This window comes from Chryseobacterium paridis, from assembly GCF_016595215.1.
Classification (GTDB): Bacteria; Bacteroidota; Bacteroidia; order Flavobacteriales; family Weeksellaceae; genus Chryseobacterium; species Chryseobacterium paridis.
Genome location: NZ_JAENHK010000007.1, coordinates 23,039 through 37,786, shown reverse-complemented (window position 1 = coordinate 37,786; position 14,748 = coordinate 23,039). Strand labels below are relative to the sequence as shown.

General features: G+C 35.5%; 15 protein-coding genes and 3 tRNA genes. 10 read left to right on the top strand and 8 right to left on the bottom strand.

What is annotated here, in order from left to right:
• Position 1: 1 nt before the first annotated feature.
• From JHL15_RS07090 to JHL15_RS07065, 6 genes are all read left to right on the top strand, one after another.
• Positions 2 to 1,267, top strand: coding sequence for an efflux RND transporter periplasmic adaptor subunit (locus JHL15_RS07090; protein WP_200244557.1), 1,266 nt, complete (start codon positions 2 to 4; stop codon positions 1,265 to 1,267).
• A gap of 25 nt (positions 1,268 to 1,292) precedes the next feature.
• Entirely contained in the window at positions 1,293 to 2,042 is a 750-nt protein-coding gene (locus JHL15_RS07085; RefSeq protein WP_200244555.1) for an ABC transporter ATP-binding protein, read from the top strand.
• A gap of 23 nt (positions 2,043 to 2,065) precedes the next feature.
• The gene (locus JHL15_RS07080) at positions 2,066 to 3,295 is read left to right on the top strand and encodes an ABC transporter permease (RefSeq protein WP_200244553.1); all 1,230 of its coding nucleotides are present in this window, start codon (positions 2,066 to 2,068) and stop codon (positions 3,293 to 3,295) included.
• A gap of 32 nt (positions 3,296 to 3,327) precedes the next feature.
• On the top strand, positions 3,328 to 3,993 hold the full coding sequence (locus tag JHL15_RS07075; RefSeq protein ID WP_200244551.1) for a DUF2461 domain-containing protein: 666 nt from the start codon (positions 3,328 to 3,330) through the stop codon (positions 3,991 to 3,993).
• 194 nt (positions 3,994 to 4,187) lie between these two features.
• The gene (locus JHL15_RS07070) at positions 4,188 to 4,982 is read left to right on the top strand and encodes an FkbM family methyltransferase (protein ID WP_200244549.1); all 795 of its coding nucleotides are present in this window, start codon (positions 4,188 to 4,190) and stop codon (positions 4,980 to 4,982) included.
• A gap of 9 nt (positions 4,983 to 4,991) precedes the next feature.
• Positions 4,992 to 6,470 (top strand): lipopolysaccharide biosynthesis protein, encoded by a 1,479-nt coding sequence (locus JHL15_RS07065; protein WP_200244547.1) that lies wholly within the window; start codon positions 4,992 to 4,994, stop codon positions 6,468 to 6,470.
• Here JHL15_RS07065 and JHL15_RS07060 read toward each other — a convergent pair.
• The 4 genes from JHL15_RS07060 to JHL15_RS07045 form a co-directional block, all read right to left on the bottom strand.
• Positions 6,463 to 7,503, bottom strand: a complete 1,041-nt coding sequence (locus JHL15_RS07060; protein ID WP_200244544.1) for a hypothetical protein — start codon at positions 7,501 to 7,503, stop codon at positions 6,463 to 6,465. The two genes, JHL15_RS07065 and JHL15_RS07060, sit on opposite strands and share 8 nt — an antisense overlap.
• 117 nt (positions 7,504 to 7,620) lie before the next feature.
• A complete protein-coding gene (locus JHL15_RS07055) occupies positions 7,621 to 8,475 on the bottom strand; it encodes a glycosyltransferase family 2 protein (protein WP_200244542.1) in 855 nt (284 codons plus the stop codon).
• An 88-nt stretch (positions 8,476 to 8,563) separates the two neighbouring features.
• Complete coding sequence (gene aspA, locus JHL15_RS07050; RefSeq protein ID WP_200244541.1) at positions 8,564 to 9,964, bottom strand: aspartate ammonia-lyase; 1,401 nt, start codon at positions 9,962 to 9,964, stop codon at positions 8,564 to 8,566.
• 70 nt (positions 9,965 to 10,034) lie between these two features.
• Positions 10,035 to 11,060 carry an N-acetylmuramoyl-L-alanine amidase gene (locus JHL15_RS07045; protein WP_200244539.1) on the bottom strand — a complete coding sequence of 342 codons (1,026 nt, stop codon included), beginning with the start codon at positions 11,058 to 11,060 and terminating at the stop codon, positions 10,035 to 10,037.
• Positions 11,061 to 11,196: 136 nt separating this feature from the next.
• Between JHL15_RS07045 and JHL15_RS07040 the strand changes: the two genes are divergently transcribed.
• The 4 genes from JHL15_RS07040 (at position 11,197) to JHL15_RS07025 (ending at position 12,052) form a co-directional block, all read left to right on the top strand.
• Positions 11,197 to 11,281, top strand: a tRNA-Ser gene (locus JHL15_RS07040).
• A 23-nt stretch (positions 11,282 to 11,304) separates the two neighbouring features.
• Positions 11,305 to 11,379 (top strand) — tRNA-Pro (locus JHL15_RS07035).
• A 31-nt stretch (positions 11,380 to 11,410) separates the two neighbouring features.
• A tRNA-Arg gene (locus tag JHL15_RS07030) sits at positions 11,411 to 11,484 on the top strand.
• A gap of 295 nt (positions 11,485 to 11,779) precedes the next feature.
• The gene (locus JHL15_RS07025; protein ID WP_200244537.1) at positions 11,780 to 12,052 is read left to right on the top strand and encodes a GIY-YIG nuclease family protein; all 273 of its coding nucleotides are present in this window, start codon (positions 11,780 to 11,782) and stop codon (positions 12,050 to 12,052) included.
• Between the two features lie 363 nt (positions 12,053 to 12,415).
• On the opposite strand, the gene JHL15_RS07020 is transcribed toward JHL15_RS07025, so the two are convergent.
• The 4 genes from JHL15_RS07020 to JHL15_RS07005 form a co-directional block, all read right to left on the bottom strand.
• On the bottom strand, positions 12,416 to 13,378 hold the full coding sequence (locus JHL15_RS07020) for a zinc-binding dehydrogenase (RefSeq protein WP_200244535.1): 963 nt from the start codon (positions 13,376 to 13,378) through the stop codon (positions 12,416 to 12,418).
• Between the two features lie 52 nt (positions 13,379 to 13,430).
• Positions 13,431 to 13,736: an ArsR/SmtB family transcription factor gene (locus JHL15_RS07015; RefSeq protein ID WP_200244533.1), complete on the bottom strand. Its 306-nt coding sequence runs from the start codon at positions 13,734 to 13,736 to the stop codon at positions 13,431 to 13,433.
• Between the two features lie 78 nt (positions 13,737 to 13,814).
• Positions 13,815 to 14,282 (bottom strand): DoxX family protein, encoded by a 468-nt coding sequence (locus tag JHL15_RS07010; RefSeq protein ID WP_200244532.1) that lies wholly within the window; start codon positions 14,280 to 14,282, stop codon positions 13,815 to 13,817.
• Between the two features lie 31 nt (positions 14,283 to 14,313).
• The gene (locus JHL15_RS07005; RefSeq protein ID WP_200244530.1) at positions 14,314 to 14,739 is read right to left on the bottom strand and encodes a cupin domain-containing protein; all 426 of its coding nucleotides are present in this window, start codon (positions 14,737 to 14,739) and stop codon (positions 14,314 to 14,316) included.
• Between the last annotated feature and the right edge of the window lie 9 nt (positions 14,740 to 14,748).

The window sequence follows — 14,748 nt, the reverse complement described above, 5'->3', positions numbered from 1 at the left end:
TATGAAATCAAAAAATAAAAAATGGGTTATTTGGATCATCAGTGGTATTGTTGCCATTGGAGTTATCTGGTATTTTTTTCTCAAAGAAGAACAGGTGAAAATCCGCCTTGAAACTGTAAAACCGGAAATGGGTGAAATTTCAAATTCTATAACTGCAACGGGAACTATCCAACCTGTAGACACCATTGCAGTAGGAACCCAGGTTTCAGGGATCATCAAAAACCTTTACGTTGATTTTAATTCACAGGTAAAAAAGGGGCAACTTTTAGCTACATTAGATCCCGAGTTGCTTCATGATCAGATGTTACAGATCAATGCCAATTTGCAAAACGCAAAAAGCAATCTGGCTTATAATAACACCAACTTCCACCGACAAACCCAACTTTATGAAGTAGGAGCAATCAGTAAAGCCGATTATGACAATTCTTTAAACCAGTTTAATGCAGCAAAAGCACAGGTCAATTCTGTAAATGCTCAGCTTGCCGCAGCTAATAAAAATTTATCATTAACCAATATTTACTCACCAATAGACGGAACTGTTCTGAACAGAAATGTGAGTGAAGGACAAACAGTCGCATCGAGCTTCAGTACTCCTACTCTGTTTAGCATTGCAAAAGACCTAACCAAAATGCAGGTCCGCGCCTCTGTGGATGAAGCGGATATAGGAAATGTGAAAGTGGGACAGAAAGCAACCTTCACTGTGGATGCTTTTCCTGATGAAGTCTTTAATGGACAGGTTTCTGATGTACGCCTCCATCCGACTGTTTCTTCGAACGTAGTCAATTACACCACCATCATCAATGCCGATAATTCCAGCTTACAACTAAAACCCGGAATGACAGCTAATATCACTATTTACACCAATGTCTTAAATAATGTCATGAAAATTCCTGTGGCAGCTACCAGTTTCTGGCCCGACAGCTTGGTTGTAAAAAATTATAAAGTTAATTCTCCTTTTACAAAAGGTAAAAAAAGCGGAAAAAGAAAACAAAAAAACGCACTTCCCAACACTAATAAAAATGAAGCAGGCGTTTGGGTTATTGGCAAAGATAGTATTATCACCCGAAAAAAAATAAAAACAGGACTAGACAATGACACCGAAATCCAGGTTGTTTCAGGGCTTACCAATAATGATCAGGTAATTACAGGATATAAAGCCGTATCTAAAAAGTCTTCGGGAAATGCAGCGAAAAGCCCGTTTTTACCTCAAAGATCAAGAGGAGGAAATAAAAATAACGGAAGCAGTGGCGGTGGTGGACCAAGATAAATTCAAATTTAAAAGCTAAAAAGTCATGGCCGAAAAAATTCTGGAAATAACCGATTTGAAAAGAGATTTTAAAATGGGGGATGAAATAGTACATGCCTTAAAGGGCGTTACTTTTTCTGTAGAACGTGGCGAATTTGTAACGATTATGGGAAGCAGTGGATCAGGAAAATCTACATTGCTTAATATCCTGGGATGTTTAGACAAACCTACAAGCGGAGATTATATTTTGGATGGTGTTAACATTAAAAATCTGGATCGGGATGAATTAGCCGTTTTAAGAAATCAGAAAATTGGCTTTGTATTTCAGTCTTATAATCTTTTACCAAGAACAACTGCTAAAGAAAATGTAGAGTTACCACTACTCTATAATTCAAAAGTATCTACGGATGAACGCCATGAAAGAGCTTTAAAAGCCCTTACGGCTGTAAAACTGGAAAACAGAATTGACCATCTTCCCAACCAAATGTCAGGTGGGCAACAGCAAAGGGTTGCCATTGCAAGGGCTCTAGTCAATGAGCCAGTGATGATTTTAGCAGATGAAGCAACGGGAAATCTGGATACCAGAACTTCTTATGAAATCATGGCACTCATGCAGGATTTATATCAACAAGGAAGAACTATTGTTTTTGTTACCCACGAACCTGATATCGCTACTTTCAGCAGCAGAACAGTTACCTTAAGAGATGGAAAAGTTATTAAGGATGTTGCTAACGAAAATATAAAATCCGCAAAAGAGGCACTTGAACAACTTCCGATAAATGATGATTACAAATAATCTGAACATAAAAAATAAAAAAGATGAACACCTCTAATCTCTTTAGAATTGCCTGGCGGGCACTTTTAAGAAATAAGCTCCGGGCATTCCTCACAATGCTTGGGATCATTATAGGGGTAGCCTCTGTGATAGCAATGACAGCAATAGGTGAAGGTTCAAAAAAAAGCATTAGCGATCAGCTTTCTTCAATGGGATCCAATATGATCACCATCCGGCCATCAAGCAATGTGAATGTTTCCGGAGGAGCAAGAATTGGAGCCTCAGGACTTCAAACACTAAAACCACAGGATGTAGATGCTATCTCAAAGAATGCTCCTGATGTTTCGTATGTTTCACCTGCTGTCCAGACCAATGGACAATCTATTAACGGTCCTAATAACTGGCCTACTCAATTACAGGGAGTGAATGCAGATTATTTCAGTATTCGGGATTGGGCTGTTTCAGATGGTACATTATTTACAGCAAAAGACGTCACTACTTCTAATAAAGTTTGTCTGCTCGGCCAAACTGTTGTTACCAACCTATTTCCTAATGGCGAAGATCCGATTGGCAGTATTATCAGATTTAATAAAGTCCCGATGAAAGTAATCGGAGTTTTAGCCTCAAAAGGATCTAATGCTTTTGGACAGGATCAGGATGATGTTATTATTGCTCCATTTGGTACCGTTCAAAGAAGATTTCTGGGGATTACTTATGTACAGACCATTTACGCTTCATCAACGAATGAAAACACTTCTCAAAAAGCTACTGATGAAGTTTCTGAGATCTTAAGAAAACAGCATAAACTATCTGCAGATGGAAATAATGATGATTTTTCTGTACGGACACAAGCTGAGCTTATTTCCACAATGAGTTCGACAAGCCAGCTTCTGACCGTATTATTATCAGCAATAGCAGGAATTTCTTTAATTGTAGGAGGAATCGGAATTATGAATATCATGTATGTTTCTGTTACGGAAAGGACAAAAGAAATCGGTCTCCGAATGTCCATCGGAGCAAGAGGCAAAGATATTTTATATCAATTTCTAATCGAAGCTATCCTTATCAGTATAACAGGTGGTATTATAGGTGTGATACTAGGTATATTGACTTCCAAGTTGGTTACTACATTTCTGTCGTGGCCTACCTTTATTACAGAATCATCTATTCTTATTTCATTTGTTGTCTGTGCTATAACCGGTGTATTTTTCGGATATTATCCAGCTTTAAAAGCATCCAAACTTGACCCCATTGAAGCATTGAGATATGAATAGATTTATTTAAATTTGATTAAAATAAAAAAAACATGTCAGCTACCATTTCTACAAAAACCTTTGACTTTCTAAAGAAATTATCCAAAAACAACAACCGTGAATGGTTTAATGAAAACAAAAGTATTTTTACTGAATCACAGGAAAATGTAATTGCCTTTCTGGAGGATTTAATTAAAGAAATGTCTGGATTTGATGGAGAGTTGGCGAAGATCGATGCAAAAAAAGCACTTTTCAGAATTTACAGGGACACCCGATTTTCAAAAGACAAAATTCCATATAAAACTAATTTTGGCGCTTCATTAGGGATGGGTAAAGGAAGCCAAAAAGGAGGCTACTATCTTCATCTTGAACCTGGTAAATCTTTTGTGGCAGGTGGGATCTACATGCCTGAGTCATCCGTGTTAAAAGAAGTCAGAAAAGAAATCTCTTTGTATGGAGATGATTTCATTAAAATAGTCAATAATAAAGATTTCAAAAAGTATTTTCCGGAATTAGATCAGGAAGATAAATTAAAAAAAATCCCTCAGGGATTTGAAAAGGAAGATCCAATGGGAGAATATTTAAAATTGAAAAATTTCATTGTCGTTTATAAAGTAAAAGATGAAATCGTTTTAGATAAAAATGCAGCAAAGGAGCTTACAAAAATTTTTAAACTCATGAAACCATTCAACGATTTTCTGAACACTCCTTTTCAGTAAAGAATGTGATACCCAGTCTTTTCAGCACTTAATTCACTTATGAAATAATCCCTCTGAAATCAATGAATTAAGTCATTATTTTATTATAAAACAGCAAGGTGAAATTTCACTGAAAATCAACGGATTACATTTAAACAAAATTAACATGAGTTTAACATTTTTGATTATCTTTGCTCTCTGTCAAATAATCAAGGATGTCTTTATACCAAAGAATTGCAGAAAACTTACAATATATAAGTCCAAGTTTTTATAAAAGTAGATATTTCAAAGCTTTACATCATCTTTCAAAAGATAATTTTTCGGTGCGTAATGTAGAACCGGAACTTGTGTGGATCAAGGAATATTTATCGGAAGACGCTGTGATTTTTGATATTGGAGCTAATGTCGGAACTTTTTTGTACCAATTAGAAAGTAAGCTTAATCATAAAAATATTTATGGTTTTGAACCTAACAAAAAATTATACGCCCGTTTAAAAAGATTGTTTCCTTCTATGAGAGTCCTTTCTTTAGCGCTTTCAGATGAAAATACAATCGCAGAATTTAAAGTTCCTATTATCAACGGTAAAATGGTTGCCTCAAGGGGAACGCTAAATACTTCATACAAAGAAAAGGGAGAAGAGAAAAGCTATACTGAAACGGTAACTGTAACCAAACTTGACGACTGGGCAGAAAAGGAAAAACTTCAAAAACTGGATTTCATTAAGATTGATGTTGAAGGAAACGAAATGAAAACCCTTTTGGGTGGAAAGAAGACCATCATACAATTTCTTCCAACCCTTATGGTGGAAATGGAACAGAGACATCACGATAAACCAATTTGGGGAGAAATTTCTAAGGTTGAAGGCTGGGGCTATGAAGCACATTATTTGAACCGCAACCTTTTTAAACTTGAAAAGCTTACTGAAGAAATTTTAGTTCGCAATACAAGTGACGAAAAAAATAAAACCGAATACATCAACAATATTATTTTTATACCAAAACCTTTTTAAAATATCTTTATGAGTGTAGTAGCAAGACAGGGATTCAAATATTCCATTATTGGTTATATGGGTTTCTTGTTGGGTACCATTTCAGCCATATTTATCTTTCCGAGTAATTTTGAATTTTACGGAAAGCTACGCTACATTTTGCCAACTGCGGAAATGCTTGTTCCATTAGTTGTATTGGGTATATCTTATTCTAACGTTAAATTTTTCCATAGGGTAGAAAAAGATGGTAAGAAGCAAAACATGCTCTCTTTATCACTTCTCACCATATTGATCAATTTTGTGATATTTAGTATTATTTTCTTTATTCTGCCCCTATTTTATCCAAAATTCACAAAGCTGGAAGCCTGGAAGAGTAAGGAAATTATCCTGCCAATGGTTTTAATACTATCGCTTTGTGCCTTATTCAATAAATACACTTCAAATTATAAAAGAATTGTTGTTTCCAATATTTTTGACAACATCTTCCCTAAAATAGCGAATCTGGGGGCATTCTGTCTTTTCTCCTATTTACTTTTATCTCAGCAAATTGCCTTTGTTTTTTTCTTTGGAATGTTTGCGCTGATGCTTTTGGGATATGTCTATTATACCAATAAATTAGAAAAAATTCAGTTGGATTTCAGTACGGATTATTTCAAAAAAAATAATTTCTGGAAGGAGTTTTCGAATTACAGTTTCTTTGGATTCTTAGGGACTTTTGGAAATTATCTGGCCATTAACAGTTTCATGATCGGTGAATTTATGGGAATGGAAGAAAACGGGATCTACGCTGTTCTTTATGCTTTAATCTCTCTAATATCTATTCCACAATTAGGACTATTCAATATTTCGGCGCCCATTATCAGTAAAACACTTGCGGAAGGAGATATGGAGGAATTGGATAGATTTCATAAGAAAACTTCTCTGTCATTGTATTTCTTAGGAGCTGTTTTGTTCTCATGTATTATGGTGGGTTTCCCTTTTCTTACTCAATTTATGCCTAAAAACGGAACAATGCTGAGAGAGTATGAACCTGTAGTATGGATCTGGGGATCTGCCGTTTTAGTAGACTTAGCAACAGGATTCAATGGAAATATTATCTCTCTTTCAAAATATTACCGTTTCAATATCCTTGTTATGCTTTTATTAGCTGGTTTAACGATTGGACTTAATTACTATTTCATCAAGCACACTGATTTAAAGTTAATTGGAATTGCTTTATCTACTGCCATTTCATTAACCACTTATAATGTGATAAAAATTGCTTTCAATTATTTTGTATTTAAGGTTTCACCTTTGAGTATTGAAATGATTTTTGTTTCTATCATCTGTACTTTAGCAATTACTGTGGCGATTGTTCTACCAACCTTTAACAATAATTTCATCAACCTGGTTTACAAGCCGGCTGTTGTTTTAATCCTGATTTATATTGGAAATTATTTCACAAAAATATTTCCGATTGAAAATTATCTCAACCTAACTTTTATCAAAGGTATTTTTAAATTTAAATAAGGCTGTTTAATACTTGTTCGAGCCTTGCAAGGACATTTGTTTTTCCATACGATTTTTGAAAATCAAAATTTTGCACCGTAAGCTGTTCAAACTGTGCTAAAATATCTTCCTTTTCAGGAATGATAAAATCTAATTTTGAAGGATAATCTTTAGGAAAAACAGCCAGCTTTCCGTATTTGATAGCATCTCCTACATTTCCGGTCATTTTAGTTTTTCCATAAGTTTCCCTTTGGCTAAAGAACTCTGTTTTCTGCTGAATAGGGCACCATAGTATATCTGCTTTTTGCATCCAATGATCGTAATCGTCAGCAGAAACTCTTTCTTTAAAATAGTGTATTGTTATATTTTTCGATAAGTTTTCAGATAGCTTATCCAGTGTATCTAATTCTTTGCCCTTAGCTTTTCCCAGAAAAACAAAAGAAAACTTTTCGGAAGTTGTAAGATTTTGAATTGTTTTAAAAATATATTGATAATCCCTTCTTTTCTGTGAAACACCACCAGGAATAACAATCACTGTATGAGTCTTCTCTGTCTTTTCAAAATTCAAAGTATAAAAAAGAGGTAGAAATTTATATTTCTCTGTAGACAGCTCATCATCCAAAACCAAAAGACTTCTGGTTTGTCTGTACACCTTTGAGGAATAAAATAGTCCTTCTTTCCACCATAATTTGAGTCTATAAATGAGATCTTCTTTGAAAATACTTTTTACCAAATTGAATTTTGAAGACTGAGGAAAGTTGAGATTATGTGTAATAACTGCAGTGTTATATTTTTGAACAATGGTAAGAAATGTATTAAAATAACGATGAACCGTTCCTATGACAATAAGATCATAGTCTTTTGTTTTCAGTTGATCAGTAATCATCGAGCTATCAGATAAAAAAACAGTCTCTCCTTCCTCCCTCACCTGATCTTTGATCTTTTTCGAAAAATAATAATCTACTCTGAATTTTTCCGAGTCTTTCATAATATCCATGAAAGCCTGTGCAATTTCGGCGTGGGTATCAATTTCTATGTAAGCTATATTTTTCAAAATATGTATGATATGTTTTTTTAACGCAAGGTCCGCTAAGTTTTTTTGATAGCTTTCTTTTTTTTAAGATCGCAAAGGCGTTAGCACTTAGCAAAGATTAGTTACTGTAAGCTAGGATTAAATCCTTAACCATTTCTTTTTTAAAGCTTTCCATCGTTGGGCATTGATCACCTTCTGCTCATCTTTACTGATTTTTAATTCAAGCTTTTTTGATCTGCAAGCTTCATATGTTTTGATGATCTTGAAGAAAAATGAAACGGATTTACTTTTCATAGCTTCTTTTGAGGATGCGATATAAGCTAGAAATCTATTCAACCCCAAAAAGTAAAAATATCTTCCGTAGTAATCAGATTCTCTTACAGTATAATCAGCACCTTTTACCTTGATTAATTTCACTTTTAAATCTGCTAAAACAACTTCTTTCCATCCTAAATTCTCCAGCAATATAGAATCTATATTATCCCAACCCAAAGTCTCACGCAGTCCTCCCATCTCAAGAAAACATTCTTTTCGATAGGCTTTCATTGGGCCTCTTACATGATGTTTGTTTGAATTTCCTTCATATACCCAATCTCCATCTTTTTCTACATACAGCAGACCTCCTACTAATCCATAATCGGGATTATTCCGGAAAGCTTTTTCTATCGTTTCAAGATAATCTTCAGACAAAATGATGTCCGCATCAAATTTACAAATGATATCAAAAGCACCCATATTTTGAGTATCAAGCCCTTTCTTAAACGCATTGACTACTTTTGAACCAGGTTGATGTTGGGATTTCTGTAGATTGATGGTTTCAAATCTCGGATCACTATCGGTATATTTTTTAATAACCTCAGCGGTCTGATCCGTAGAACCATCGTTACTGATCACAACTTTGAAATCCTTATAACGTTGTTGTTGTAAAGAATCTAAAGTGAATGAGAGATGATCTTCTTCATTGTGGGCAGGAATTACGATTAAAAACCTCAATTTTCTATGATGTATTTAAAAAATCTTCACTTAAATCATTTTAATTCAAGTGAAGATCTTTGTATTATTAGTGTAAAATAACAAAAAATTATTTGTTATGAGGCATCAGCATGTTTTTGGGATCAAGGATCTCATCCAGCTTCTCCTGGGTAAGAACTCCTTTTTCTAATACCAAATTATACACGCTTTTTCCGGTCTCCAATGCTTCTTTAGCAATTTGTGTAGATTGCTTATATCCAATGTAGGGGTTAAGAGCGGTTACAATACCAATGCTATGTTTTACCATATTCAGACACACGTCTTTATTGGCTGTAATTCCAACGATACATTTAGTACGAAGGGTATCCAATGCATTCGATAGGAAGTTGATATTCTCCATAATGGCATGAGAAAGCACTGGTTCCATTACATTTAACTGTAATTGTCCTGCCTCAGCGGCAAAGGTTACGGTAAGATCATTTCCAATTACTTTAAAGCATACCTGATTAACCACTTCAGGAATTACAGGATTTACTTTTCCTGGCATAATAGATGATCCTGGCTGCATTGGCGGAAGATTAATCTCAAAAAGACCCGCTCTTGGACCTGAAGCAAGCAATCTCAAATCATTACAGATCTTCGATAATTTTACTGCAAGACGTTTCATTGCTGATGAATAGATCACATAAGAACCCGTATCTGGTGTTGCCTCTACTAAGTTTGGTGCGGAAACAATTGGAAACCCAGTAATCTGAGCCAGATTTTTTGCGCAAAGTGCAGCGTATCCGATCGGAGCATTAATTCCTGTTCCAATTGCTGTTGCTCCCATATTAACCTCAACAAAAAGGTCGGCGTTATTATTTAATTTGGAAATATCTTCTTCAAGATTGGCAGCAAAAGCTTCAAACTCCTGCCCTAAAGTCATAGGAACAGCATCTTGTAACTGTGTTCTACCCATTTTAATAACATCCTGAAATTCCTGTCCTTTTGCACGAAATGCATCTACTATTCTTTCAAGTCTTTCAACCAATCCTACATTCATTCTTAAAAGTCCCATTTTGATTGCTGTAGGATAAGCATCATTAGTAGACTGTGAAAGGTTGATATGATCATTTGGCGAGCAGAATTGATACTCTCCTTTATTTTTACCTAATTTCTCTAAAACTCTGTTTGCAATTACTTCATTCGCATTCATGTTGATCGAAGTACCTGCTCCACCCTGAATCATGTCTACAGGAAATTGATCATGTAATTTTCCATCGATAATCTCATCGCATGTTTCTGCTATTTTAAAATACAGATCTTCTTCTAATAGTCCTAATTCGTAATTTGTTTTGGCAGCAGCCTTTTTTACAAAAGCCAATCCTTTAATAAAATCAGGATATGAGGAAAGAAGCTGTCCCGAAATTTTGAAGTTATCGATCGCTCTTTGGGTTTGCACTCCATAATAAGCATCTACCGGTACATTAAGTTCACCCAGCAAATCGCTTTCTTTTCTGAAATTTTCCATTACAGATTTTTTATTTTTTTAATCGTTTAAATATAGCAAAAACGCATCGTTAACAGATGCGCTTTAAATTTTATTTTACAGGATACTTCTGATTCAAAGCTTGCAATATGGCCCACGTCTCAGCATCCATGATTCCATCATAGTTTTGCGGGCGGAAGTGATACTGAAAAGCCTCAATGGTCTTTTTCGTAGCATCATCCCACGCGCCACTTGGCTCTATTCCGTATCCAAACTTCTGAAGTGCTGTTTGAATTAAAAAGATAAACGACGCTTCATTATATCGGGTTTGGAAATCGGTTTGTGCCAGTTCAAAGATACTCTGTTTTGCTGCTTCATCATACCACATTCCTATCTGATATTCGTCATATAATTTTTTCCATGGAAACATAGGTCCGGGATCCTGCTTTCTGGTGGGTGCAATATCAGAATGTGCCAACACATTGGTTGCAGGAATCTGATATCTGGTTGCAATATCTTTTGCAAGAGCAGCTACTTTTTTCACCTGATCATCACTAAATGGAGCAAAAATTCTTTTCCCTGTGGCATCTGTTGTATACCCTGCATTTACGATTTCAATTCCTATAGAGTTATCATTAAGATTTTTGTCACTTCTCCACGAACTGATTCCAGCGTGGTAAGCACGTTTATTTTCATCCACCAACTGATAAATCTCGTTATCACCCAAATTATTAACCAAATAATGAGCACTTACAGCTTGTTGTGTAAGAACTGTGATTGATTTATCATCTGGTATAGCAGTATAATGGAGTATTAAATATTTCTGTCTGAAATTCTGAGCAACTGCCGGGAAGTATGTTTTTACGACCTTATATCCTGAAGGTTTTGCAGAGACGATAGAACCATAACTTGCGGTATTATCATTTTTTGTCGGATCTGCTATATTCGTTGTAAAAAATTCGACTCCGTGATCATTTGTAATCTGAGGTTTTGGTTTCTCAGCCATAGGAGTTTTCACTACTGTTTTTGGCTGTGTCACTGGATTTTTTGGCTTATAGGTTGTTTTTACAACTTTCTTCTGAGGGGCGCAAGAAAACACAAAAGCGCTTAATCCGATGATATATAATGTTTTACGCATTAGTCTTATTTTTTAATCATTTATTAGCTCAAAAATACGTAAAATTTTCTTGAAATTTATTTGGTAAATAAAGAAATCTATTCTATATTTGCACTCGCAATAACGGAATAACGATCATTTAAAAATAAAGATAAAAGGAGGGTTGCCAGAGTGGTTAATGGAGCAGTTTGCTAAACTGTCGACGCGAAAGTGTCGCAAGGGTTCGAATCCCTTACCCTCCGCTTTCTTTTTCTTAACTATAATTCGGGGCGTAGCGTAGTCCGGTCATCGCGCCTGGTTTGGGACCAGGAGGTCGCAGGTTCGAATCCTGCCGCCCCGACTGTTTTAGTAATTTTCTCAAAATTGCCAATGGGTGCGTAGCTCAGCTGGATAGAGCATCTGCCTTCTAAGCAGACGGTCAAAGGTTCGAATCCTTTCGCGCTCACTTTAAAACTCACAATTTTCATTGTGAGTTTTTTTGTATCCTATAAATTCAATTAATACATAACAAAGGATAGAGCATTCCGATTTTTAATCGGAACGGTCAAAGGTTCGAATCCTTTCGCGCTCACTTTTAAACTCACAATTTTCATTGTGAGTTTTTTTGTATCCTATAAATTCAATTAATACATAACAAAGGATAGAGCATTCCGATTTTTAATCGGAACGGTCAAAGGTTCGAATCCTTTCGCGCTCACTTTTAAACTCACAATTTTATTTTTTTTGCATATATTAGATTTATGTGTCACTGCTACATACTTTATTCTAAATCTCTAGACAAATATTACATTGGACATTCCTGTGAAAATTTACAGGAAAGATTAAGAAAACATCTTTCGAACCACAAAGAGTTTACTGCAAAAGTTAAAGACTGGATTATTGTTCATTTTGAAATGTTCAATTCCAAATCTGAAGCATACAGAAGGGAGCGAGAAATAAAAGCATGGAAAAGCAAATCCAAAATCCAAAAAATTATTAATGATTCACAAAGGATAGAGCATCCCGATTTTTAATCGGGACGGTCAAAGGTTCGAATCCTTTCGCGCTCATTTTAAAACTCACAATGAAAATTGTGAGTTTTTTTGTGTTTATATTGGGTTTATATATTATTGCTATGTATTGGGCATTAGATTGACAAATGAGATTCTTCACTTCGCTACGCTTCATTCTGAATGACAAGCAACATGACTTTTCCCAACACTGTCATTCCGACGACAGGAGGAATCTCTTAGCTATCGAATATCTATATTTTTTTATTCTGGACATTAGATTGATAAGATTCTTCACTTCGCTACGTTTCATTCCGGATGCCAAGCATAATGGCTTTCTGAAATACAATCATTTTATAGACAGGAACAATATATTGGTAATACATTTTACAGTGACAATATAATTTTACCAAATAAAGGCCTGTTTCGCTTTACATCCTCTATCCTTTGATGGGCACTTTTAATATCTTCGAAAGCGTAAATACTATCTATAACTGGCTTTACATCTCCAGCTTCAATGAGCTGAGTAATATGATGGAGTTCATCTCTGCTTTGTCGGGTAAAAACAAAATGATAGGTTGCATTTTTTTCCCAGGCATGAATAAGGTTCTGAGATTGGGTAATATCAACCAGCGTTACAATTCTTCCATAATTAGCCAAAGCAAGCGGACTATCTGAGAGTGTACTACCTCCTACTGTATCAATAATCACATCTACTCCATTTCCCTTGGTATGAGCCTGTATCATTTCAATATAGTTTTGTTTATGATGGTCAATAACCACATCTGCTCCTAGATTTTGAAGTTTTTCATGTAAAACACTTTGTCCGGTTGTATATACAAAAGCTCCTAACGACTTAGCCACCTGTATTGCTAATGTTCCAACACCACCTGCACCGCCGAGAATTAGAACACTGTCTCCTTTTTTTAATTGGGCCCGTACCACAAGCATTTCCCATACCGTCCCTCCAATAAGCGGAATTGCGGCAGCTTCTTCATAGCTTACATTATCCGGCATCCTGGACAATGAAGATTCGTCCGTGAGGTGATATTCAGCATAACTGCCAGAACTCCCAAAACGCGGAGAATAATAAACTTTATCACCAGGCTGCCATTTTTCTACTGCTTCACCCACTGCTATAACATCCCCTGAAATATCGTGGCCCGTAATAATCGGTAAGTCAAACACTGAAGAATAATCTCCTCGTCTTACCTGATAGTCAAGTGGATTTATAGAAGTAGCTCTCACCTTCACCAAGACTTGAGACGGACTTGTTATAGTTGGAGTAGCTACTTGCGTTAACTGAAGAACTTCGGGTCCTCCATAATTTTCGATTACAATCGCTTTCATATTTACATATTTAGGTATTTCGCTTATTTTCGAAATATTAATTTAAAAAAAATCAAAAGGCTTCCTGAATTAGTTTATTCAATGTCTCAATAGCTCCTTCATTACGTTTATAGTATGTCCATTGCCCGGCACGTGTAGCTTCTATAAGCCCACATTTTTGCAATAAACTTAGATAGTCTGAGGTAGTAGACGGAGACAAGCCCGTTTTTTTGGTAATATCACTTACACACACACCAAGGTTTGCATCATAATTATGCAATTCTTCCGCCGGGAAATAAAGGTGAGGTTCCTTTAACCAAATTAATATATTAATTCTAGTTTGGTTGCCAAGCGCTTTAAAAACTGCAATTAATTCCATGGAGCAAATATATCGATATTTTCCGAAATACCGAAATTGAAAAAATTATTCTTATAATTGAATAGAATAATACATATATTAATCTACACTTTTTGAAGATTCATTTTCTTTTGCAGGAAGCATGCTGTCTATACTCCAATTGAATTGATGTAAACTTGACAATAATAACCCTGCTCCGGTAAATACAAAAACCGGATATTTAAAAGGTGCACCAATTCCAAGCGTAGCAATCATACAGATCGCAAATACAAACGTAATCATTGCACCTCCTAATGCGGCTATTCTTGTTTTCAAACCAATTATTAAGCATAGGCCTATTATTAACTCCGCTACTGTAGCTAAGATTCCCATAATATCAGCTCCTGTTGTATTCAAAAAAGGCATTAAAGTATTTGTATAAGCAGAAAAATGCTGCCAATCTCCCCAAGCAACTTTCCCAGAACCGGGTGCACCAATCATTCCTAATCTATCCATGACCGGAATAATAAAGCCCAAGCCCAAGGCTATACGTAAGAAAAGCTGAGGAATTCCGTGTGAGTTTTTCATAATAATTAATGTTTATATTAAAAAATGACTGTTACTTTTTCTCTGGTATTATGGTAACTCCAGGATCATCCTTTATAAAGAAAGCTAACAGTTTAGCTGGTTTTGTTTTACTTGGATTCCTCGTGCTATTATGTAATCCCTCCGGTGTTTCATAGAAACTGTCACCAGCTTTATAAGTATGTGACTTCCCTTCAAATACCGAAACTAATTCTCCGGAAAGCACATATCCAAATGTAGGACAAGGGTGCCTGTGAGCTGCTGAGACACCTAATGGAGGAAAGTCAACAATCATAATCTCCACAGCTTTATGATCAAACCCTTTTTCTTTAAGTGCTTGTTCCAGAATAACAGCATGTGAACTTACTGGTTCTTTTACATTATTTTGAGACTGGGCTTGAGCACTTATTCCATACAAACTGCATAGCAATAATAATTTAGACAATAGTTTTATATTCATTTCTTTTAA